This is a genomic window from Flavobacterium cheongpyeongense, from assembly GCF_003202435.1.
GTDB classification, from domain to species: Bacteria; Bacteroidota; Bacteroidia; order Flavobacteriales; family Flavobacteriaceae; genus Flavobacterium; species Flavobacterium cheongpyeongense.
Genome location: NZ_QJHK01000001.1, coordinates 38,957 through 58,226 on the forward strand (window position 1 = coordinate 38,957; position 19,270 = coordinate 58,226).

General features: G+C 34.1%; 23 protein-coding genes. 9 read left to right on the forward strand and 14 right to left on the reverse strand.

Going from position 1 to position 19,270, the window contains the following annotated elements; genetic code table 11:
- Positions 1 to 35: 35 nt before the first annotated feature.
- Complete coding sequence (mtaB, locus tag DMB65_RS00215) at positions 36 to 1,370, forward strand: tRNA (N(6)-L-threonylcarbamoyladenosine(37)-C(2))-methylthiotransferase MtaB (protein WP_110304670.1); 1,335 nt, start codon at positions 36 to 38, stop codon at positions 1,368 to 1,370.
- 110 nt (positions 1,371 to 1,480) lie between these two features.
- On the opposite strand, the gene DMB65_RS00220 is transcribed toward mtaB, so the two are convergent.
- From DMB65_RS00220 to DMB65_RS00255, 8 genes are all read right to left on the reverse strand, one after another.
- Entirely contained in the window at positions 1,481 to 1,990 is a 510-nt protein-coding gene (locus DMB65_RS00220; RefSeq protein WP_110304671.1) for a hypothetical protein, read from the reverse strand.
- A 102-nt stretch (positions 1,991 to 2,092) separates the two neighbouring features.
- Entirely contained in the window at positions 2,093 to 2,809 is a 717-nt protein-coding gene (locus tag DMB65_RS00225; RefSeq protein ID WP_078226066.1) for a 3-ketoacyl-ACP reductase, read from the reverse strand.
- 113 nt (positions 2,810 to 2,922) lie between these two features.
- Positions 2,923 to 3,510, reverse strand: coding sequence for an LURP-one-related/scramblase family protein (locus DMB65_RS00230; protein WP_110304672.1), 588 nt, complete (start codon positions 3,508 to 3,510; stop codon positions 2,923 to 2,925).
- 137 nt (positions 3,511 to 3,647) lie between these two features.
- Positions 3,648 to 4,061: a TonB-dependent receptor plug domain-containing protein gene (locus tag DMB65_RS00235; RefSeq protein WP_110304673.1), complete on the reverse strand. Its 414-nt coding sequence runs from the start codon at positions 4,059 to 4,061 to the stop codon at positions 3,648 to 3,650.
- A 36-nt stretch (positions 4,062 to 4,097) separates the two neighbouring features.
- The gene (locus DMB65_RS00240; protein WP_110304674.1) at positions 4,098 to 5,063 is read right to left on the reverse strand and encodes a hypothetical protein; all 966 of its coding nucleotides are present in this window, start codon (positions 5,061 to 5,063) and stop codon (positions 4,098 to 4,100) included.
- 2 nt (positions 5,064 to 5,065) lie between these two features.
- Positions 5,066 to 5,566 carry an RNA polymerase sigma factor gene (locus DMB65_RS00245; protein WP_110304675.1) on the reverse strand — a complete coding sequence of 167 codons (501 nt, stop codon included), beginning with the start codon at positions 5,564 to 5,566 and terminating at the stop codon, positions 5,066 to 5,068.
- 204 nt (positions 5,567 to 5,770) lie between these two features.
- Positions 5,771 to 6,607 carry a DUF6929 family protein gene (locus tag DMB65_RS00250; protein ID WP_110304676.1) on the reverse strand — a complete coding sequence of 279 codons (837 nt, stop codon included), beginning with the start codon at positions 6,605 to 6,607 and terminating at the stop codon, positions 5,771 to 5,773.
- Positions 6,608 to 6,639: 32 nt separating this feature from the next.
- On the reverse strand, positions 6,640 to 7,104 hold the full coding sequence (locus DMB65_RS00255; protein WP_110304677.1) for a hypothetical protein: 465 nt from the start codon (positions 7,102 to 7,104) through the stop codon (positions 6,640 to 6,642).
- Positions 7,105 to 7,424: 320 nt separating this feature from the next.
- On the opposite strand from DMB65_RS00255, the gene DMB65_RS00260 reads away from it, so the two are divergent.
- Positions 7,425 to 8,303 (forward strand): PPK2 family polyphosphate kinase, encoded by an 879-nt coding sequence (locus DMB65_RS00260; RefSeq protein ID WP_110304678.1) that lies wholly within the window; start codon positions 7,425 to 7,427, stop codon positions 8,301 to 8,303.
- Between the two features lie 66 nt (positions 8,304 to 8,369).
- Here the strand turns inward: DMB65_RS00260 and DMB65_RS00265 are convergent, their stop codons facing one another.
- Positions 8,370 to 8,885 carry a hypothetical protein gene (locus tag DMB65_RS00265; RefSeq protein ID WP_110304679.1) on the reverse strand — a complete coding sequence of 172 codons (516 nt, stop codon included), beginning with the start codon at positions 8,883 to 8,885 and terminating at the stop codon, positions 8,370 to 8,372.
- Positions 8,886 to 9,199: 314 nt separating this feature from the next.
- On the opposite strand from DMB65_RS00265, the gene DMB65_RS00270 reads away from it, so the two are divergent.
- The 5 genes from DMB65_RS00270 to DMB65_RS00290 all read left to right on the forward strand — a co-directional run bounded on the left by DMB65_RS00270 (position 9,200) and on the right by DMB65_RS00290 (position 13,692).
- On the forward strand, positions 9,200 to 10,570 hold the full coding sequence (locus DMB65_RS00270; RefSeq protein ID WP_110305036.1) for an MATE family efflux transporter: 1,371 nt from the start codon (positions 9,200 to 9,202) through the stop codon (positions 10,568 to 10,570).
- Between the two features lie 46 nt (positions 10,571 to 10,616).
- Positions 10,617 to 10,958, forward strand: coding sequence for a lysozyme inhibitor LprI family protein (locus DMB65_RS00275; RefSeq protein WP_165834811.1), 342 nt, complete (start codon positions 10,617 to 10,619; stop codon positions 10,956 to 10,958).
- 120 nt (positions 10,959 to 11,078) lie between these two features.
- Positions 11,079 to 11,306 (forward strand): hypothetical protein, encoded by a 228-nt coding sequence (locus DMB65_RS00280; protein ID WP_110304681.1) that lies wholly within the window; start codon positions 11,079 to 11,081, stop codon positions 11,304 to 11,306.
- A gap of 84 nt (positions 11,307 to 11,390) precedes the next feature.
- Positions 11,391 to 13,331 (forward strand): LTA synthase family protein, encoded by a 1,941-nt coding sequence (locus DMB65_RS00285; protein ID WP_110305037.1) that lies wholly within the window; start codon positions 11,391 to 11,393, stop codon positions 13,329 to 13,331.
- A 130-nt stretch (positions 13,332 to 13,461) separates the two neighbouring features.
- Positions 13,462 to 13,692, forward strand: a complete 231-nt coding sequence (locus DMB65_RS00290) for a hypothetical protein (protein ID WP_110304682.1) — start codon at positions 13,462 to 13,464, stop codon at positions 13,690 to 13,692.
- 126 nt (positions 13,693 to 13,818) lie between these two features.
- Here the strand turns inward: DMB65_RS00290 and meaB are convergent, their stop codons facing one another.
- From meaB to DMB65_RS00315, 5 genes are all read right to left on the reverse strand, one after another.
- A complete protein-coding gene (meaB, locus tag DMB65_RS00295; RefSeq protein WP_110304683.1) occupies positions 13,819 to 14,907 on the reverse strand; it encodes a methylmalonyl Co-A mutase-associated GTPase MeaB in 1,089 nt (362 codons plus the stop codon).
- Between the two features lie 152 nt (positions 14,908 to 15,059).
- Entirely contained in the window at positions 15,060 to 15,701 is a 642-nt protein-coding gene (locus DMB65_RS00300; RefSeq protein WP_110304684.1) for an NAD(P)-dependent oxidoreductase, read from the reverse strand.
- Positions 15,702 to 15,758: 57 nt separating this feature from the next.
- Positions 15,759 to 16,166: an Rrf2 family transcriptional regulator gene (locus tag DMB65_RS00305; protein WP_110304685.1), complete on the reverse strand. Its 408-nt coding sequence runs from the start codon at positions 16,164 to 16,166 to the stop codon at positions 15,759 to 15,761.
- A 142-nt stretch (positions 16,167 to 16,308) separates the two neighbouring features.
- Entirely contained in the window at positions 16,309 to 16,770 is a 462-nt protein-coding gene (locus DMB65_RS00310) for a DoxX family protein (protein WP_110304686.1), read from the reverse strand.
- Positions 16,771 to 16,828: 58 nt separating this feature from the next.
- Entirely contained in the window at positions 16,829 to 17,395 is a 567-nt protein-coding gene (locus DMB65_RS00315; protein ID WP_110304687.1) for a Crp/Fnr family transcriptional regulator, read from the reverse strand.
- Positions 17,396 to 17,500: 105 nt separating this feature from the next.
- Here DMB65_RS00315 and DMB65_RS00320 point away from each other — a divergent pair, with 105 nt between their 5' ends.
- Positions 17,501 to 18,412: an AEC family transporter gene (locus DMB65_RS00320; protein WP_110304688.1), complete on the forward strand. Its 912-nt coding sequence runs from the start codon at positions 17,501 to 17,503 to the stop codon at positions 18,410 to 18,412.
- 111 nt (positions 18,413 to 18,523) lie between these two features.
- Entirely contained in the window at positions 18,524 to 19,162 is a 639-nt protein-coding gene (locus DMB65_RS00325; protein ID WP_110304689.1) for a peroxiredoxin, read from the forward strand.
- The last annotated feature ends 108 nt before the right edge of the window (positions 19,163 to 19,270 follow it).

The window sequence follows — 19,270 nt, forward strand, 5'->3', positions numbered from 1 at the left end:
TAATAATCTTGCTACTTAAAACGTAGTACATTCCTATGGAAAATAGAAAAAAAGTTGCTTTTTATACACTTGGCTGTAAACTGAATTTTTCAGAAACATCTACAATTGCCAGAAACTTTAATGATGAGGGTTTTGACAGAGTTGATTTTGAAGAAGTAGCAGATATATATGTGATCAACACTTGCTCTGTAACAGAAAATGCTGATAAGCAGTTTAAACAGGTCGTAAAAAAAGCAATGAAACTTAATGAAAAAGCTTTTGTTGCTGCAGTAGGTTGTTATGCACAATTAAAACCTGAAGAATTAGCAGCTGTCGATGGGGTTGATTTGGTTTTAGGAGCAACTGAAAAATTCAAAATCACAGATTATATTCATGACCTGAGCAAAAATGACATGGGTGAGGTTCACTCCTGCGAAATAGCCGAAGCTGATTTTTATGTTGGAAGTTATTCAATTGGTGACAGAACCCGTGCTTTTCTGAAAGTTCAGGATGGTTGTGATTATAAATGTACCTATTGTACAATTCCTCTAGCGAGAGGGATTTCAAGAAGTGATGCTCTTGAAAACGTTTTACAAAATGCAAAAGAAATATCAGCTCAAAACATCAAAGAAATTGTCTTAACCGGTGTAAATATTGGAGATTACGGTAAAGGTGAATTTGGGAACAAAAAGCACGAACACACTTTTCTTGATTTAGTTCAGGCTCTGGATCAGGTTGAAGGTATCGAGCGTTTAAGAATTTCATCAATCGAACCTAATTTACTGAAAAATGAAACAATTGATTTCGTTTCTAAAAGCCGCACTTTTGTACCCCATTTCCATATTCCGCTCCAATCCGGAAGTAATACTATTTTAAAATTAATGAAGCGTCGCTATTTGCGTGAAGTGTATACAGAAAGGGTTAATAAGATTCGTGAAGTAATGCCGCATGCCTGTATTGGAGTAGACGTAATTGTTGGCTTTCCGGGTGAAACAGATGAAGACTTTTTAGAGACCTATCATTTTCTGAATGAAATGGATATTTCTTACCTGCATGTTTTTACCTATTCAGAAAGGGATAATACCGAAGCAGCTTTAATGTCGGGAGTTGTTCCTGCGAATGTGAGAGCGAAAAGAAGTAAAATGCTACGTGGATTGTCTGTTAAAAAACGCCGTGCTTTTTACGAAAGCCAGCTAGGAACCAACCGAACAGTTTTATTCGAAAGTGAAAATAAAGAAGGATACATTCATGGTTTTACCGAAAACTATGTGAAAGTAAAAACACCCTGGAATCCGGAATTGGTTAATACTTTACAGGAAATTAATTTGACTAAAATTGATGAAGACGGGAGTGTTCGTCTGGAGTTTATTAATAAATTGGCAGAAGCCTAGTCACAATATTATTATTTCGTCTATTCTCATCGTTCGAGTCTTCTTCCTTGAAATGACATAAAATTTAAAAAGTCCTTGAAAAAGGACTTTTTTTGTGCATTTGTAAAATATTATTTCTCGTTTTCCTGCGAAACCAATTTCAACGAATTGATATAATCAGAATCAAATTCGATTACTCTTATTTTTTCAGGATTAAAACTCAGTTCACCACCAAATTGTCCTCTAATATCTAAGAAATCAATAGTTAGTATTTCGTCGTTTATCTCAATGAGTTTTCCTAAATAAACTGATTTAGGTGATTTTTTAACGATCTGAAAAATGCCGTATTGGGTTTGGATATACTTCAGAATTGTGCTTAAATCCTTAATCGGAATGATGTCTTCTGCATTGGTTTTTAGCCCCTTTAGGCGAATTACCCTTTCGTTAAATTCAAGTTCTTCATCTCTTTCGATTGCTTCGATGTTTTTATTTTTCAGAATTATAAACCCGTCAAGTATAAAATCAACAGGATTGTTTTTCAACAAAATCCAGTCATCAGAGTAATCAATGAGAAATCCGGTAAAGATTTCTTTTTTATCTGTAAATGCAATTGAAACCAATTGTCTTAAATATTGTTCCATTTTATTGTTTTTTAATTCCAAAATCAAGTTTCCTGTTCCAACTATAAGTTAAGGATAATAATTGGAATAGGGAATTTCATAGATCAGAATTTATATTTTAACTTAAGGATTTGTAGACCAGATACTGCTGTTCTTAACGAACACTCTGCGATTTAGTTTGAGTTGGGCGATTATCAACTCTGCAATGTCTTCTGACTGCATGACTTTTTCAGGATTTCCGTCAGTGAGGTTTAAATCTTTAGCCATATCAGTTGCAACGGTACTTGGTGTTAAGGCTGTAACGCGAATGTTGTGTTTTCTCATTTCCTGCATTAAAGAATCTGTTAATCCTAAAACTGCAAATTTAGAGGCACTGTAGGCACTGGTTAAGGCATTTCCGTTTAATCCGGCTGTAGAAGAAATATTGATAATATCACCAGTTTGCCTTTTGATCATATTAGGTAAAACGGCACGGGTTGTATAATAAGTTCCCATTAAGTTTACCTGTATGATTTTTTCCCATTCGGATGGCTCTAATTCCATAAACTTTCCAAAAGCAGCGATTCCGGCATTATTGATTAAAATATCAATGGTTTTAAATTCTGCTAAAGCTTTTTCAATAGCAGTATTTATCGAATTTATATCGGCCACGTCAGCAGTCAGAGCCAATGATTTTACTCCGAAATTTTCAATTTTAACAGCCAGTTGTTCAACATCCAGTTGTGTTCTTGAAACTAAAATTACGTTTACGCCTTCTTTTGCCAGAGCAATGGCAATAGCTTTTCCAATTCCTTTTCCGGCTCCTGTAATCAGGGCATTTTTATTTTTTAGATTTGTCATGAGTGTATTTTTTAGAAATGCAAAAAGCATCAGTTTAGTTATACAAAAATACAGTTTTTGCTTACCAAAATGACGCTTTTTTTATTTCTTAATCTAAGTTTAACAGCTTTTGCTTATTCTTTCAAAACCATGTCAATACACATTACAGCTGCCAGGATTAATTGTCTCAGCGGAGAATCAGCTGGGACTGTTTCTTCAATTTGCAGGACATAATTATCGGCACTGGTAAAAAACTCTTTACCCATTCCGGCCCATTTTTTACTTACCTGAGCCAGCTGTTTGTTTTCGTGCGAAAATTTAAAATCCCAGCCGGTCCATTTTCCCTGAAGCGTTGCGACAGGTTTTTCATTTTTGTCTAGTATTTCGAATTTTCCTCCGATGGAAAAGAATTTCTGTTTAAAAGTTCCAACTAATCTGTCTTTCTCATCAAATATTTCGACAGTAGATCGAAAGATCGCAATACCACGTTTTACTGCAATTAATTTTTCGCCACTTGCTGTAGTGATTTCAACATTAAAAGGAGTCATTCGCTTATAATCTGTAAAGCGCAGCATTTTGGTAAAAAAACCCAGATTGCTCTCACGGCAGTTCATGATAATCTGGTTGCTTTCAGGATTATAAATATCGTAATTGTTTGACGCTTTAAACATTCCGACATGTTCTTTTACTAAAAATAGGTTTTGGCTTAAAATTGGGTTCATGAAATTTTATTTGAAATTGATTTATAATAACTTTTTGATGATAGTAGTTTTAATTTTTAAAAAGCAATTCAAATGTAAAAATAATTTTATTAAGTAATCAGTATTAAATACGCTGTTGTACTCTTAATGCAAAATGATTATTCCTTTTCTTTAGATGTAATAACGATAACTCCGTTAGTAGCTTGGTTTCCGTATAAAGAAGTCGCATCAATGCCTTTTAGAACTTTTATCTCTTCAATATCATTCGGATTTATTTTTGCAAGTTGTTTTGCCTGAATCGGAATTCCATCAAGGATGTAGAGTGGTTCAGCCTTATATGATATAGTCTTTGCACATACTATTCTGAAATTTGGTGATGCATTAGTTTTTACAAAATTTGAAGAAATTGCTACCTCACAAATTGTGTCTTTCATCTTGATTAAGGGGTTGGGAATTATTTCTGTTTCTAAAGCAAGATTCTGCGGTTTCTTAATGGGTATTTTTTCCTGCGCTTTTAATACGAAACATATAAGCATAGTAATGGCTAATGAAATAAGTTTTAGACTTTTCATGATAGTAAGTTTTAGAATTAATGTTCGGTTTTTTGGCTATTTTTTCAGAGCCGGTTTTCCAGTTTTAGTAGTGATGATGACAACTCCTTTTCTGCCTTTTTCGCCATATTTTTCTGTGGCTTCCAGATCCTGAAGTATGGTAATGGTTTTGATTTCCTGTTTATTTAAAGGAGCGTAAGGACTCGTCGGATTTTTTCCGAATAAATCATTTTCAGAGAAATAAATACCATCAATAATATACAAAGGTTCATCGAGAATAACGAGTGATTCTACATTTTCCGGACTCATATTAGGAAGTTCCTCCTGTATCATTTTGTCTCTTTTGTAATCGTCACTGTGTGCCATGGCATTTCCGTTAAGGACAATCAATGGTGCTGACTTTTTAGCCTTTTGCTCTTGTTTTTCGGCAAAGGCAACTTTTGCTGATTCTCTTTCTTTAAATTTTGAAGAATAACCCATTTCTTCACTAGTTTCTTTTTTTGAAACTATAGTCTTGTCTTCTTCAAAATGTTCCTCTTTTACAGGGGGAGCTGCAATAGCTTCGGGAGTCATTTCATAAACAACCACCGGTTCAATAAGTTGAACACTAGATCCCATTCCGGTTGCTTGCTGAATGGCGACACTTTCTTTGTTTTTTGCCTGATTTTCAAGAATTTTAATTGCTTCTTCCTTAGAGACAATTCCGGAGTCAGAAGAAAACGTCTTGTTTTTTGGATTTAAATCGGATTTTTGAGATTTTTCAGTTTCCTGAATAACCACTTTTGGAATCTCATTTACTGCATTTTTGTCTGTCTTTAAAAATTGAAATCCAATGGAAAGTAATAACATAAAGGAAGCTGCGATTGCAATTTTCTTCCATAAAGCAATGGTTTTTTTATCTTCTTTTTGATCCAGTTTATCTTCAACGCGCGACCAGATTTTTTCCATTCCCGGAAAATCTTTTTGTTCCGAGTTGTGAGCGGCTTCTTTAAATTTATCGAATATTTTATCGTGATTGTCCATGACTATTTTGCTTTTTGATAATACAATTTATTCACCAGTTCTTTCAGTTTGGTTTTGGCCGCATTGAGCTGCGATTTTGAAGTACCCTCTGCGATTTTCAGCATTTCGGCTATTTCCTTATGTCCAAAACCTTCTATAACAAAAAGGTTGAAAACAGTTTTACAGCCATCCGGGATATGGTTTAATAAATTGAGTAAATCTTCTTCTTCTAATGTGTTGATCTCATCTGTAAAAGGCTGCGAAAGTACTTTTACATCATCAATATACATGTTGAAATTGGTACTCTTTTTAATAGTTGCCAAACAGTGATTAACGGTAATTTTTCTGGACCAGGCTTCAAAGGCTTTATCTTCTTTGAGCTGGTCTAATTTTGTGAAGATGGTATAGAAAGCGTCGGCCAGGGCTTCTTCTATTTCTTCTTCCTTCTTGAGGTATCGTTTGCAAACGCGATACAATTTTGGAGCCATGTGCTCATAAACCTGACGCTGGGCATCACGGTTCATTTTTTTGCAGTTAGAAATTAGCGTTTCGTTTATCACAATTTTGGTCTTTAATTATAAAGAGAGTGAAAAAGATAAAAAGGTTGGGACGAAGATGAAAATAAATGTAAAAGTACTGTTTTCCCGAGTGGTTTTTATCACAAAGATTCACTAAGGTTTCTATAGAGATGTACAGCAGTGCGCACTACAGATTAAAGAAGAATTTGTTTACTTTATTGGCAATGTCAATTTATAAATTTTAGTTTCCAACAAATCCGTATCATTATCTTCGCAAAGCAAAAATTCGATTTTGTTATTTTCTTTTTTGTAAAAAGTCAAACCTTCAAATTTACTGGCAGATGTAATTTTTTGCGTGAAATCGATTTTCATGGATTTGAGATCTATTCTTCCAATGAAACTTCCTAAAACCTGACCATCATCATAAGTTGATTTGGTATCTTCGGCGCTAGAAAGGAAATAGATTTTGTCTTCGACTAAAATGGCATCGGTAAAGCTGGAACGAATACCTTTTATTTTTGGCAGTTTATAATTGACCGAAATCAGGGCAAATTCTTCCCCGAGACTTTTGGCGTGGATGGTAAAAATGGTGTTTTTGTTCGAAATTCCGTTCCCGCGGTTGAATAAGTACCAGTTTTCACCATCAAAAATAGCACCTTCGAGATTGAAATCTTCCGGTTTTATTTCACCAAAATTTTGCATCAGCGCATACAAATCGACCAGATTGTTTTTTTGTATAACCGTTTTCGATTTAAGGTCGAATTCAATCATTTTGTTTCGGTTTTCAGTGGATCCGGAACCAAAAACATATAGTGTATCGTTGTGATGCGTGATCGATTCAAAATCCGGTTTTAGGTTTTTTGGAATGTTTTGCGTTGGATTTTCAATTAAAGGATGCTGGTTTAACTGCTGATTCTGCATGTTGTATTCGTATAAAAATCCGCTGTTGTCGCCAATAACATAAAGTGAATCATTATTTAAAAATAATCCGGAGGCAGAACCGATTCCGATGATTTGAAATAGTATTTCTAATGTGAATTTTTCCATGAATTGTTGTTTTGAGTATTGGTATTTTTGGTTTATTTTTTATTGATTAATTTTAATGTCTGCTGATTAATAATTTGTTTTATTTTTTGAAGTTCATTAGTGGAAACGCATCCTCCAACACTAATATATACTAAATTATTATCGTCAGTAATATTTTGGTTTTGCTTTTCAGCTTCATCTGAGCTATCCAATCCACTGATTAGATATACTGGAGTTCCTTCATCGTAAAGCAGATTAGTAATTTCAATGGCTCTCTTTAGTATAGCATCCTGAGTATCTTTCTTATTTTTCGAGTATTCAAAACCTATTGTACATTCTAAAAGACTGCAAAATGATAGTGCTTTTAATAGTAGTTGATTTTCTGTTTCAGGAATTTGTTTTAAGCTCTTGAAACATTTGCCGTAAATTTTATGGTGAAATTTTTGGTCAGGATCATCATTTTGACTGAAGACCTGAATTCCTAATAAAAGTAAAAGTATTAGAAAGTTTTTTTTCATCACGTAGATATAAAATTATGAAAGTGAAAGTTGTTTTGAAAACCAATGCCTAGCCCTGATAGTAATGAAAATACTTTGAAAAGAAAATGTGTTTTTTCCTGACAGAACGAAGCGACCAGCGGAAGCTTTGTTATGGCTTTGGAAAAAAGCATTTTATTGAAAAGTATTGCAATGAATAGCAGGAATATGCTTCGTAAAAATAGTATATTTACTTGTATAAAACTTAGAAATATGAAATCGCTACTGATAGAATCTTTGTGTAAACAAAAACAATTAAAGGCGATAACATATGTGACCAATAATAATTAAAATTAACACATATGAAATCAATAGACCCGAATGATTTTAAAGTTACAGATAAAATAAAATTGTCTAAGATTCCGACTTTGCTTAATATCGAAGCTAATGATGATGAAAAAGAAGAAAAATTGGATAAGGTTCAGGCGAAACTGAGTGATTTGCAGGATGTCATGTATTCACACAATAAATATGGTGTTTTAATTTGTCTGCAGGGAATGGATACTTCAGGCAAGGACAGTTTGATTAGGGAAGTTTTTAAGGAATTTAACCCGCGTGGTGTTGTGGTACATAGTTTTAAAACACCCAATTCGACTGAGTTGGAACATGATTATTTGTGGAGACATTATATTGCTTTGCCGGAAAAAGGGAAGTTTGCTATTTTTAACCGTACACACTACGAAAATGTTTTGGTAACGCGTGTACATCCTGAATATATTTTAGGTGAAAATTTACCAGGAATAGAATCTGTAGAAGATATTACCCCCAAGTTTTGGAAAAACAGAATTGAGCAAATCAATAATTTTGAAAAGCATATTGCACAAAACGGAACGATTATCATGAAGTTCTATATGCATTTAAGCAAAGAGGAGCAGCGTCAGCGATTACTACGTCGTCTGGAGGAAGAGAAACACAATTGGAAGTTTTCGTCGGGCGATTTAAAAGAACGCACGTATTGGAAAGACTATATGAAATATTATGAAGAGGCTATCAATAAAACTTCGACAGTACATGCGCCCTGGTATATAATTCCGGCTGATGACAAAGAAATGTCCCGTTATATTGTGGCCAAAATTATCTGGGAAGAAATGCAAAAACATACCGATATTAAAGAACCAGAAATGGATGATAAAACGAAAGACAATATCGAAATGTATAAAAAAGAACTGGGAGAGGGTTAAAAAAAAGTAAACCCGGTAAACTAATATAAAGTCTGTCGGGTTTTACAAAAATAATTCTAATTTATTTTACAATTCAAATCCATACGCAAAGCGAAGCGCTATCTGGTTGGTATCGAATTTGTCATAATCTTCATAACGTAAACTGATATCCAGGTGTTTTGTTGCATATCCAATGCTTGGAGCCCATAAAATTGAAGTTTCATTGTATCCGTTCGTTACTGCGAAACCGGCACCTACTTCTCCCATTACGTAAAATTGATCTTCCCAAACGAATGCCTTGAAACCGGCTTTTGCAGGAATGAAACCTAAATCCGGTACATCATCACCCACAAATAAGTTAGTAAATCCAGTTGTCAGGGTTATTGAAGTTTTTTTAGACAGATCATATTGAAGTCTTACATCACCGCCCAAAGCCCAGTCGTAATCATCTCCATCGGTTGGGATTCCGCCACTCACACCAAATCCTAATTTGAATTTCTGATCGTAGTTAGTGCTATCTGTTGTCTGAGCAGATGAAGTTGTCGTGTACATCATTGCTAGTGCGGCAACGAATAAAATCCTGATATTTTGTAAATTTTTCATGCTTGTATTTTTTTAATTACTATGATGTAAAAGTAGTTTTGAGATATTGGTAAGGCATTATATAATTTTCTGGAATCGTTACATAATGTAAATATGGTTAAAGTTTCAGGTTTAGCGATAATCCTGTGAAGTCTTGATTTTATTAAGGTTTTGGCTAATGTGAACCGAAAGTGTTAAAAAGGTTTTAATCGTAACTATTTGATTAAGATGTTAAAATGGTGTAAGTGTTTTTTGTTTTTTTAAATCCATTAAAATTCAATATTTCTGCAGAATCCAAAGCATCTGTTTATCTTTGCAGACTAAAGATGTTAAAAGTGAATTTAAAACAGTACACAAAAGAGTTTTCATACAATTTTAGACTGGCATATCCTGTTATTTTAGGAATGGTTGGTCATAACTTAATAGGAATGGTTGACAATATAATGGTCGGCAGATTAGGCAGTACGGAACTGGCAGCTGTTTCCTTAGGAAATAGTATGATTTTTATTGCGATGTCATTGGGAATCGGATTTTCTACAGCGATTACACCTATTGTTGCCGAAGGCGATGCCGAGAAGAATGATACTAAAATCCGATCTGCTTTTCATCATGGCTTGTTTTTGTGTACGCTGTTAGGATTAATGCTTTTTGGTTTAATCGTTCTGGCAAAACCAATAATGGAAATGCTGCATCAGCCTGACGAAGTTATAGCCCTAGCAAAACCTTATCTGGACTGGGTTGCTTTTTCACTGATTCCTTTAATCATGTATCAGGGGTACAAACAATTTGCAGACGGGCTCTCACTTACCAAATATTCGATGTATGCCATGGTAATGGCAAATGTACTTCATGTAGGTATGAATTATGTTTTGATTTATGGAATTTGGATTTTTCCAAAAATGGGCATTATCGGTGCAGCATTAGGAACAGTAATATCCAGGATATTTTTGGTCATGTTTATGCACATTATGCTGTCACGAAGAAACGATTTAAAACGTTTCTTCAGCAATTTTAGTTTTGATGAAATTAAAAAACAAACGATAAAAAAAATAATAAACATTGGATTTCCATCAGCTATGCAAATGCTTTTTGAAGTGGTGCTGTTTACCGCTTCTATCTGGCTATGCGGAAATATTGGCAGAACCAGCCAGGCAGCGAACCAAATTGCCTTGAGTCTGGCTTCTATGACTTTTATGTTTGCAATGGGATTAAGTGTTACTTCAATGATAAGGGTTAGCAATCAAAGGGGACTTCAGGATTATAAAAAATTAATAGTAGTAGCACGCTCTATTTTTTTACTGGCGATCATTATAGAAAGTGTTTTTGCTGTTTTGTTTGTGGCTTTTCACCAATTCCTGCCTCATGTTTTTCTGAATATGGAAAACACAATACAGCTTACAGACAATACTGAGGTAATCGAAATTGCTTCAAAATTATTGCTGATTGCTGCAGTGTTCCAAATATCTGACGGGATTCAGGTTGTGGTTCTGGGAGCTTTACGCGGATTGCAGGATGTAAAAATCCCGATGTATATTACTTTTGTAGCCTATTGGGTTATTGGTTTTCCTATTTCTTATTACTTAGGAGAATACACGTCCATGAAAGCGTCCGGAGTATGGATCGGGCTTTTGGCCGGGCTGACTTCTGCAGCACTTTTTCTATACATTCGCTTTAATTACTTAACCAAAAAATTAAGCAATAATTAAGTTTCAAATAACTACATTTGAATCCTGAAAATTTATTTGAATGCTAATGAAAAAAATCATTTGTGTACAGTTTTTGTTTTTGAGCGCAATGTCATTTTCCCAATCTTTTACAGGGGAAGATGAACTTTATGATTTATATGAAAAGGCAGATAAAGAATTGAATACGGTATACAATAAACTAAAAAAAGAGCTCACAGAAAAGGATAAAAAAAACCTAATTGATGCACAAAAATCCTGGATAAATTTTAGAGATCTGAATTGCAAATTTAAAAGTCAGGATCCGGGTAATGGTGGTGGGCCATATACGAACAAAATGAAAATAGATTGTTTGACACAGACTACAATCGCAAGAACAAAAGAATTAAAAAATTTGATTGGTGGTATGTGACAGCATTACGTAAATGCTACCGAAACTGAGAATTTCATAGTTATACTTTTTCGATTTGTAATATCTAAAAAAGAACAAAAACAGCCTGTGGGCAATTATAAAAATTAAAATACATAAAACATGGAATTACCTAAATTTTTACTAGGAGATAATACAGATTTTCCAGATGATATTTTTATCATTCACCTTGATTACCCAAGATTTATTATCAATTTAAAGGATGATGAGGTAGAATTTCTGGAAGAAGCCGAAGATCTTGATGAAGCCGAATTAAATGCCGAAATGGAAGGATTGATTGTCAAAGCAAATGAGTTTTACGACAGAGAAATTGGTCGTTACGAAGAGTAGGGATATAGCAGTGCGTCACTTAATGTTTCTTCAGTGTATATTTGTATATGCGTTCCTAATATGTCTCAAAACCAAAAATTACGAATGAAAAATTTACGTTTTTTAAAACCGGTTTTTAATTTTATTTTAATCGGATTACTGATTACTACCTTAAGCAGGGTATTTTTGTTTTTTATTTTTAAAGAAAGAGTTGTTGAAACTCCTAATTTCGGGTATATTTTTCCAATCGGTCTTCGGATGGATTTAATTTTACTGTGCTATTTATCGTTTCTGCCGACAGTTTTAATTACTTTTTTACCAAATAAATGGTTGAAGTTTACCAATTCATTTCTCGTAATTTACAGCTTTCTGTTTTTGTTCCTAATTCTGTTTGTAGAATTGGCTTCACCGGATTTTGTAAAACAATACGATACACGTCCCAATAAGATTTTCTTAGACTACTTGATTTATCCAAAAGAAGTTGTGGGAATGCTTTTAAAAAGTTACCTGACTTCTATTATTGTAACTTTTCTGATTTTAGGAGTGGTAATTTATTTTGCTTTCAAAAAAGGAAAACAACTTTTTTATACTACCCGTACTGAATATAAGTTTAAATTAATGATTTTTCCATTAGTGGCTTTTTTATTGTTTTTTGGCGCTCGTTCAAGTTTAACTTCAAAACGCCCTATTAATGCCAGTAATGCTGTTTTTTCCACAGATCAGTTGACAAATTGTTTGGGATTAAATTCTTTTTACACAGTTGCTTTTGCTGCCTATTCAATTAAAAATGAAGGGAACACTAAAATGTACGGTAAAATGGAGGAAGCTGAGGCCATTGCCCGTGTAAAAAAATACATGATTGCCGAACCAGATGATTTTACCGATGCCGGAATTCCGTTCCTGCATTTGCAGCAGCCGGATTCTGTTTTGAAGAAGCCTTATAATCTGGTGATTTTTCTTCAGGAAAGTTTAGGTGCTGAATATGTTGGGATTCTGGGAGGAAAACCTTTAACACCTGAGTTTGATAAATTATCGAAAGAAGGTTTGTTGTTTACTAATTTATATTGTACCGGAACCCGAAGCGTCCGCGGAATCGAAGCGGTTGTTACCGGATTCTTACCTTCGCCATCTGAAAGTGTGGTAAAACTGGGAAATTCACAACAAGGATTTTTTACTTTAGCAGATGCCTTAAAACATAAAGGATACGATACGAGTTTTATTTATGGCGGAATGGCGAATTTTGATAATATGGCTTCGTTTTTCAACGGAAACGGATTTCAGGATATTGTAGATCAGGAAGATTTTGAGTCTGATGGCAATAAATATGCATTCAAAGGAACCTGGGGGTATTCAGACGAGGATTTAGTTACCAAAGCAAATAATTATTTTAAATCAAAAGGAGACAAACCATTCTTCTCTTTGATGTTTTCGACTTCCAATCATGAGCCATTTGAATATCCGGCAGGAAGAATCAACCCCTATGACAAGAAACCGGCAACCGTTAACAACGCCATGAAATATGCCGATTTTTCGATTGGGAAATTCTTTGAAATGGCTAAAAAAGAAGCTTATTTCAAAAATACGATTTTCATTGTGATTGCAGATCATAATACCAGAACCTACGGAAAGAATCTGGTACCAATCAATAAGTTTCATATTCCAGCCTTAATTATGGGACCAGGAGTTCCAAAAGGAGTTTCGTATAGTAAATTAGCAAGTCAGATTGATATTCCGCCAACATTATTAAGCTATTTAGGGCTTTCATTTGAAACCCCAATGGTGGGAAGAAATTTAAATAAAATGAATGCAAAAGTACAAGGAAGGTCAATCATGCAGTTTAATGATATCAATGCATTCAGGGTTGAAAATCAGGTGGTAATCATGCAGCCAAATTTGAAACCATTGCAATTCGAAATCAAAAATGATACAACTTTAATTCCTGTAAAATTAAACGAAGAACTAGCCAAAGATGCCCTGGCACATGTTATAACCGCTGGTAATTTATATAAGGAGAATAAATATAAGCTGAGAGATCTAAAAAAATAAAGACAACAGATTTTGTTAATGAAAAGCTGCCAAAGATGAAATTTCTTCTTTGGTAGCTTTTTTGTTTTAATTCGGGGTAACAAAAAGGAAACTTTGTTTATCTATTCAAAAATATTAAAACTGAATCAACATGAAAAATTTTAAAATAGCAATATTTACAACAGCCTTCATATTGTGCTGCTTAACAAACGTAAAAGCTCAGGATTGCAAAAATGTAAAAGAAAAAATAGCTAAATCTAATCCGACTTCGGAATTAAAACTTATATCAGAAACACAGTCCCAAGCTGCTGCATCATTAGATAGAAGGCGTTTGAAAACAAAACACGATACAGCAAAAAACTCAATCAGCAATGTCCGTTAAAATAACTAATTACCGTTTATGTATTTAATATAACCAAATAAAAATCAGCTTGTTTTTATATTATATTGGCATTATACCAGAAAAATTTCCGAAGTGTTAAAAATTATAATAGGTAGAACATAAAGGTTAGGCTTTAAAATACTTTTCCAACAATAACTGAGCGGCTGCAAAAGGTGATATTTCATTATTTTGTACCGCTTTTTGTGTTTTTTCTAAGAGTGATATAATTTCTGGCTGATTATAAAAATTTGATTTCAACTCCTCATTAATAGTTTCCATCATCCAAAATTGATTCTGTCCTGTTCTTTTTTCCTGAAAATAGCCGGTTTCATTTGTCGTGTCAAAATAATCTGAAATGGTTTTCCAGATTTGAGAAACGCCCTCTTTTGTTACAGAACTGCAAGTTGTAACTATGGGCTGCCAGGCCGATTTTTTAGGAGGAAATAAATGTAAAGCTTTGCTGAATTCGATTTTTGCCAAAGCTGCTTTTTTAATATTGTCTCCATCTGCTTTGTTGATGACAATTGCATCTGCCATTTCCATAATGCCGCGTTTAATACCCTGAAGTTCATCTCCGGCACCAGATATCTTGAGTAATAAGAAAAAGTCAACCATGCTGTGTACAGCAGTTTCACTTTGACCAACGCCAACGGTTTCAATAATAATAGTATCAAAACCTGCTGCTTCACAAAGGATAATCGATTCACGTGTTTTTCTGGCTACACCGCCTAAGGTTTCGCCGGAAGCGCTTGGCCTGATAAAAGCATTTTCATCTTTTACCAATTCTTCCATACGGGTTTTATCTCCTAAAATACTACCGTGAGAAAGAGAACTGCTTGGATCAACAGCTAAAACAGCAACTTTTTTCCCAAGTGAAGTTAAGTACTTTCCAAAAGCTTCAATAAAAGTACTTTTTCCAACGCCCGGAACACCTGTTATACCTATTCTGATTGATTTATTAGCTCCAGGCAAACATTCTTTGATTATTTGGTTTGCTTTTTCAGTATGTTCCGGATTTGTGCTTTCGATTAAAGTAATTGCACGGCTTAAAGCAGTTCGGTTTCCGGAAAGAATACCTGAGATTAATTCTTCAGAAGATGGTAGTTGTCTGCGTTTGTTTTTAATTTGAATGATAGCCGGCGCATTGGTGATTTCGGGAGATGAAATTCCAGCTTTTTCGTTTAAACTGCCGGTTTGTTTATTGAAATTTGACAAAACACTTGTTTTAGAATTGTAAAAGTACTGAAAACAAAAACAGTTTCAAAAGCAGAAAAGTGCCATGGAAACTGTTTTTTGTTAAAACATGAATGAACCAATTATTAAGATTCAGATTTTAATTTGTGCCAATTCATGAAATCTGTATTTGATTAATATGCAGCTGTAAACCGAACCTGATGGTGTTTTGGTGTTTCTGTTTCGTCAGCAATAACAACGGCCAGATCTTCTACAGACAAAATACTTCTTTGTTCGTCATTAAAAACCGGATTTTCAAGACCTAAACGATATTTTCCTGTTCTTCCTGTTTTTGTTCCCTGATGCATTTCAAAAGCCGGACTAAAAAAGGCCCAGTCCAGTTCTTTTTCTTCTTTAATGATATTCAGGTAATCTCTTGCGGCATTAGCCCCGTCATAAATTTCTTTTGGAAAATCAGGTGTGTCAACAGCTTGTAAACCAGGTGCTACAAACAAACTTCCGGCTCCTCCTATGGTAATAAAACGGCTAACACCTGATTTTTTAACTGCCTCCTGAATTGCCTTTAATCCTTTTATTGAATCTTCGTAAATGTTCGGATTCGTCCATCCCGGGTTAAAAGCATTAATAACAGTGTCATGTCCTTTTAAAATTTCTGCCAATGCATCAACGTTAAAAACATCAGCAGCAATCCATTTTGCATTTGCAGTATCCTTAGGATTTCTGGCAATTGCAGTAATTTCGTGTTTTCTGTCAGCGAATTCATTGACAAGGGCTGAGCCAACAAATCCTGTAGCTCCAATAATTGCGATTTTCATAGTATAATAAATTTATTTGGTAATAAAAAATGTTACAGTTTTAGATAAAAAAAAGTTTTAAAACTGATTAGAAAAATCTTCTAATGTGATATTCTTCAGTTCGACACTTACTTTTTTGTTTAGCTGGGTATATAAGCCCGATAAATTTTCATTGATTTTTTTCCCAACGGGGCAATCCGGATGGGGGTGATTTTTGGCATAACCTAAATTAATCGTGTCAAAAGTCATTTGAAATATTTCGTTTAGAGTTATATCTGACGCAGATTTGGACAATTTTGTTCCGCCGTTTTTACCTTCTTTGCTTTCTACAATATGATGTGCTTTTAAATTGGCAATCTCTTTTCGAACCAAAACCGGATTCAAATTAATGCTTCCCGCAATAAATTCTGAAGACAAAAAATCATTCGGAAATTTAGTGAGCAAAGTGAGAATATGAATGGATATGGCAAATTTACCTGAAAGCATACTGTAATAAAATATATTACAAATATAAAATGTTTTAGGTTAGAAAATGATTCTTTTAACAAATAATTATTAGCACTCAATTAAAATTTGCTTGGAGTAGCTGTATTATACGGACAAGAATTGGTGTTAAATCCTTTTACTATTAGGTTTTGGAGTGATTTCTGACTGAAGAAAAATAAACCCAGATCATAAAAAAGAGCTGTTGAGGGATTCTAAACCATAAATACGACAGGCCATTACCATCAAAACCTGCAGTTTTTAGATTAACATTATGATATGCAGCATAAATGTTGGCTGGAAGAATTAAAATAAAAAACAACAGTAGCAATTTGCCTGTCAATAATCGGGTTCGTGATATTAAAATACCAACAGCGGCAGCCACTTCAATAATTCCTGTCAGATATATAATTTCTTTGTCAAAGGGCAAAAAAGAAATCATCATTGCCATTCCTTTAGAAAATAAAAAATGACCTACTCCGGTAAATAACAACAGTGCAGCCATGGCTGTCCTGGCGGCTCTTGCGCTTTCAATTTTTTTATTTGATAGCCAGAAAATAAATAAGGCTACTGTAAAAACGCCTAACAATACGATTGTGGTTTCCATAACTTTTGTTTTTTATACAAAGTTGCACCGGAAATACACTTCAGACAATGAACCAGAGTTAATAAATTCGTTTCCTGATCCTGCTTAATGCCTGGGGTGTAATGCCAATATAAGAAGCGAGATATTTTTGCGGGATCTTTTGTATTAATTGAGGTTGGTCAGTAAAAAGATTGAGGTAGCGTTTTTCTGCAGAATCAGTAAGCAGCGAAAGTTCCCTTTTTGATTTTTGAAGATATAATCCTTCACTTGCAAAGCGGCCAATAGTGTTTCCAATTTTGGTTTCAGCATAAATATCCTGTAAATCGCTGTAAGATATGCGCCAGAGAATTAAGTCTGAAAGAGCTTCAATAGTATAAACGGAAGGCTTTTGTGTAATAAATGAATCGTAGCCACTTGTAAATTCGTTATCAAAGGCAAATGCAAAAGTATGGTCGTAATTTTCACCAGGAATATAATATCGCACCAAACCCTTTGCAACAAATGAAAGATAATTTTCCACATGTCCTTTTTTGAGTAATAATGTTTTCTTTGGTACTTTCTCACAAATCAGTTTGGATGAAAAAACAGCCCATTCTTCATCAGTGAGTTTTGCCATTTGTTCCAGATTGTTTCTTATTTCCTGCATTGCTTTTTTGAATATGTGATTAAAAATAACAAAATTATCAAATACGATAAGTATTTGTTTTAGACAACACCTGATAAATGCCTACTTTTGTAACTAACTGCCATTATGAACAACTTTATTATAATATTCTTCTTTTTGTTTTTAGGACTGTTTTTGCAAAACGTAAAAAGCTTTCCGTCTAATGTTCATAAGATCCTGAATAAAATCGTTATTTATCTATGTCTTCCGGCAATCACTTTATGCCATATTCCGAAAATAAAATGGAGTAATGAACTGCTTTTTCCGATAGGAGCAGGCTGGATTACTTTTCTTCTGGCATTTGTATTTTTTCATATTTTAGGAAAAAGATTAGGGTGGTCCAATAAATTGACAGGCTGTTTGATTTTAACAGCCGGACTGAGCAATTCCTCATTTCTCGGTTATCCTATAATTGAAGCACTATTTGGGAAAAAAGGTTTAGAAACGGCAATTTTGGTTGATCAGCCCGGAACGTTTGTTGTCGTTTCAACTTTAGGTGTTTTTGTTGCCGCATTTTATTCTAAAGGCAGTCCGAATGTTTTTGGTATTATACAGAAAATAATAGCATTTCCGCCTTTTATAATGTTTGTTTTAGCTTGCTTAATGAATGTTTATAATTATCAACTGGATTCGAATATTGAATTTGTTTTATTGAAAACAGGAAGTTTGGTAACGCCACTGGCCTTGTTATCTGTAGGATTACAGCTCAGTTTTGACAAGAAAAGCAGACATTGGAAATTTTTAAGGCTTGGACTTTTTTTTAAGCTTATTTTGGTTCCGTTTGTAATTTTAGTTTTATATGTTTTTATTTTTAAACAGCATTCAGAATCTATAAAAATTACAATAATGGAAACGGCTATGGCACCAATGATTACGGGTGCTATTTTAGCTTCATCTTATGGACTAAAGCCCAAATTAAGCAGTATGATGGTTGGTTTCGGAATTCCGATTTCATTTCTGACGCTGGCAATCTGGTACTTTGTTGTACAATTCATCTGATTTTAAATACTAATTATATAGATCAGATAGAATTTTAACTTTTTTTAAGACTCCGGATGTTTTCTCAATGTGTTTTTTAGTTAAATTTATAGGAACTAAAAAAATAAAATTATGTCAACATTACGATTAGGCGATATAGCTCCGGATTTTTCTGCAGAAACGACTCAGGGATCCATTCATTTTCACGAATGGTTGGGTGACTCTTGGGGTGTTTTATTCTCGCATCCTTCAGATTTTACTCCTGTATGTACCACTGAACTGGGAACAGTAGCCAATTATCTTCCTGAATTTACAAAAAGAAATACGAAGGTAATTGCTCTTAGCGTTGATGGACTTGAATCCCATTTAGAATGGATTAAAGATATCAACGAGACACAGAATACAATAGTAAATTTTCCAATTATAGCAGATGAGGATAAAAAAGTAGCGAATTTGTACGATATGCTGCATCCAAATGCCAGCGATAAATTTACAGTACGTTCGGTATTTGTTATTGGTGCAGATAAAAAAATAAAATTAACATTAACATACCCAGCGTCAACAGGAAGAAATTTTGACGAATTACTTCGTGTTATTGATAGTTTGCAATTAACAGCAAATTATAGCGTGGCAACTCCTGCAAACTGGAAAGATGGAGGAGATGTGGTGATTTCACCTGCTGTTCCTGACAGTGATATTCCGGCCAAATTCCCAAAAGGGCATACATCAATAAAACCATATCTGCGTATGACACCGCAGCCGAATAAATAATTTGTAGCTCTGAGTTTCTGAAGGCTAAGTTTCTAAGGTTTTTAATTTTTAGAAACTTAGCTTTTTCTTTTTATTGCCTAGATTATTAGTATTTTATGATTCTTTTTT

What these genes read in the sequence shown, in the direction of transcription:
- mtaB (WP_110304670.1), top strand. Translation starts at nt 36, where the DNA reads ATGGAAAATAGAAAAAAAGTTGCTTTTTATACACTTGGCTGTAAACTG.
- DMB65_RS00220 (WP_110304671.1), bottom strand. Translation starts at nt 1,990, where the DNA reads ATGGAACAATATTTAAGACAATTGGTTTCAATTGCATTTACAGATAAA.
- DMB65_RS00225 (WP_078226066.1), bottom strand. Translation starts at nt 2,809, where the DNA reads ATGACAAATCTAAAAAATAAAAATGCCCTGATTACAGGAGCCGGAAAA.
- DMB65_RS00230 (WP_110304672.1), bottom strand. Translation starts at nt 3,510, where the DNA reads ATGAACCCAATTTTAAGCCAAAACCTATTTTTAGTAAAAGAACATGTC.
- DMB65_RS00235 (WP_110304673.1), bottom strand. Translation starts at nt 4,061, where the DNA reads ATGAAAAGTCTAAAACTTATTTCATTAGCCATTACTATGCTTATATGT.
- DMB65_RS00240 (WP_110304674.1), bottom strand. Translation starts at nt 5,063, where the DNA reads ATGGACAATCACGATAAAATATTCGATAAATTTAAAGAAGCCGCTCAC.
- DMB65_RS00245 (WP_110304675.1), bottom strand. Translation starts at nt 5,566, where the DNA reads ATGAACCGTGATGCCCAGCGTCAGGTTTATGAGCACATGGCTCCAAAA.
- DMB65_RS00250 (WP_110304676.1), bottom strand. Translation starts at nt 6,607, where the DNA reads ATGGAAAAATTCACATTAGAAATACTATTTCAAATCATCGGAATCGGT.
- DMB65_RS00255 (WP_110304677.1), bottom strand. Translation starts at nt 7,104, where the DNA reads ATGAAAAAAAACTTTCTAATACTTTTACTTTTATTAGGAATTCAGGTC.
- DMB65_RS00260 (WP_110304678.1), top strand. Translation starts at nt 7,425, where the DNA reads ATGAAATCAATAGACCCGAATGATTTTAAAGTTACAGATAAAATAAAA.
- DMB65_RS00265 (WP_110304679.1), bottom strand. Translation starts at nt 8,885, where the DNA reads ATGAAAAATTTACAAAATATCAGGATTTTATTCGTTGCCGCACTAGCA.
- DMB65_RS00275 (WP_165834811.1), top strand. Translation starts at nt 10,617, where the DNA reads ATGAAAAAAATCATTTGTGTACAGTTTTTGTTTTTGAGCGCAATGTCA.
- DMB65_RS00280 (WP_110304681.1), top strand. Translation starts at nt 11,079, where the DNA reads ATGGAATTACCTAAATTTTTACTAGGAGATAATACAGATTTTCCAGAT.
- DMB65_RS00285 (WP_110305037.1), top strand. Translation starts at nt 11,391, where the DNA reads ATGAAAAATTTACGTTTTTTAAAACCGGTTTTTAATTTTATTTTAATC.
- DMB65_RS00290 (WP_110304682.1), top strand. Translation starts at nt 13,462, where the DNA reads ATGAAAAATTTTAAAATAGCAATATTTACAACAGCCTTCATATTGTGC.
- DMB65_RS00300 (WP_110304684.1), bottom strand. Translation starts at nt 15,701, where the DNA reads ATGAAAATCGCAATTATTGGAGCTACAGGATTTGTTGGCTCAGCCCTT.
- DMB65_RS00305 (WP_110304685.1), bottom strand. Translation starts at nt 16,166, where the DNA reads ATGCTTTCAGGTAAATTTGCCATATCCATTCATATTCTCACTTTGCTC.
- DMB65_RS00310 (WP_110304686.1), bottom strand. Translation starts at nt 16,770, where the DNA reads ATGGAAACCACAATCGTATTGTTAGGCGTTTTTACAGTAGCCTTATTT.
- DMB65_RS00315 (WP_110304687.1), bottom strand. Translation starts at nt 17,395, where the DNA reads ATGCAGGAAATAAGAAACAATCTGGAACAAATGGCAAAACTCACTGAT.
- DMB65_RS00320 (WP_110304688.1), top strand. Translation starts at nt 17,501, where the DNA reads ATGAACAACTTTATTATAATATTCTTCTTTTTGTTTTTAGGACTGTTT.
- DMB65_RS00325 (WP_110304689.1), top strand. Translation starts at nt 18,524, where the DNA reads ATGTCAACATTACGATTAGGCGATATAGCTCCGGATTTTTCTGCAGAA.